Raw genomic sequence first — 1,401 nt, forward strand, 5'->3', positions numbered from 1 at the left:
CGGATGCTGGCGTGTGCGGCTTTACCTGCATGGCGGCTGTTGCGGGCTGCCCTTTAAACGCGGAACTTCGTACGTGCAAGGCGCAACCGTCTTTTGCGCACTGCCCCTTGTGATGTGCCCTTGGTAGCACAGGGGCGTACAAGCTTCACCAACACATGGCCGAAACACGTGTTGGTGCACGTTTCGTTTGCCCCTTTCGTGCGAATTTTGGCGCGCGCATGTCAAGCGCTAAATGGCCTATGTGTCTTCAAAATCTGCGCAAAAGGCTGGTTTTATTTGCAAAATTCACATTTTTTGGTTAACTTTGCAGCCGGTTACGAAGTGCGTAGCCGAACTCTTCCACATCGTTTCTGTGAAATCAATTCATTTTATTAGGATAGGGAAGAGGCGGTGTAAGCCCCTTGCGAAAGGGCAGCGAACATCATATTTCAATCTATTCATGATTAGCGAGAACAGACTCTCGTTGATAAAAAAACTCTCTTAAATTTGTGGGGCGACTGTGGCATGAGGATGTAGCAGTCGTCTTTTTTTTGTCTTTTTCTTTGTGTTTTGTGCTATTTGCACTACCTTTGCCTTTAAGTATAGCATAAAAAATGAAGTCATCAGATTTTTTCGGCAAACTAACAAGCAAATATATCTGGTTAAATCTCGCGGCTATGGCGGCTGTGGTGGTTCTACTTGTGGTGGGTGCTAAGTTCGGTATCGACATGTACACCCATCATGGCGAGGCCATACCCATACCCGACATCAAACATAAGTCGTTCGCCGATGCCAAACAGATGCTGGCCAACGTGGGGTTGCTTATCGAAGTTACCGATACGGGATATGTGCGGACACTGCCCGCGGATTGCATCTTGGAGCAATCGCCACAGCCCGGCGACTGCGTTAAGACGGGCCATGTGGTCTATGTAATCGTAAACTCGGGTAACACACCCACCATTACCATGCCCGACATCGTAGACAACAGCTCGATGCGCGAGGCTATGGCCAAGCTTAGGGCGATGGGTTTCAGGGTGGGCGAACCGCAATTCATTGTGGGCGAACGCGAATGGGTGTACGGTGCTACGGTGAACGGACGGCATGTGGTGGCTGGCGACAAGATACCCGTAGATGCTGTGGTGGTGTTGCAGGTGGGGAATGGCTCGCGTTCGGAAACGGATACGACCATCGACTATGTGGAACCCAACTATAAAAACCAACAAGAGGACCAGGAAGGAGAGGGCGACGTAGACGAGTTCGACGTGGTTACGCCTGCCGAAACGCCGCAACGGGGCAACTAAGTCGCCACTGGGACAGGCCGAGAGGCACACTTCAACAACAACAACGCATGACCGACTATATAGAGGAGATAGAAGAACAGGACGACGACACGGGGCAACTGTACGAACACCTGCGCATAGT

The 1,401-nt window shown here is 50.9% G+C and carries 1 protein-coding gene; it reads left to right on the forward strand.

Translation table 11 applies throughout. The features are described 5' to 3' along the window. The first annotated feature begins 593 nt into the window (after positions 1-593). A complete protein-coding gene (locus BN93_RS12720; RefSeq protein ID WP_019188706.1) occupies positions 594-1,280 on the forward strand; it encodes a PASTA domain-containing protein in 687 nt (228 codons plus the stop codon). Positions 1,281-1,401: the final 121 nt, after the last annotated feature.

Origin of the sequence: Prevotella conceptionensis 9403948 (assembly GCF_000312305.1) — a bacterium.
GTDB classification, from domain to species: Bacteria; Bacteroidota; Bacteroidia; order Bacteroidales; family Bacteroidaceae; genus Prevotella; species Prevotella conceptionensis.

Bases quoted from the DNA above. Each gene is read 5' to 3' on its own strand.
- BN93_RS12720 (WP_019188706.1), top strand. From the start codon at position 594: ATGAAGTCATCAGATTTTTTCGGCAAACTAACAAGCAAATATATCTGG.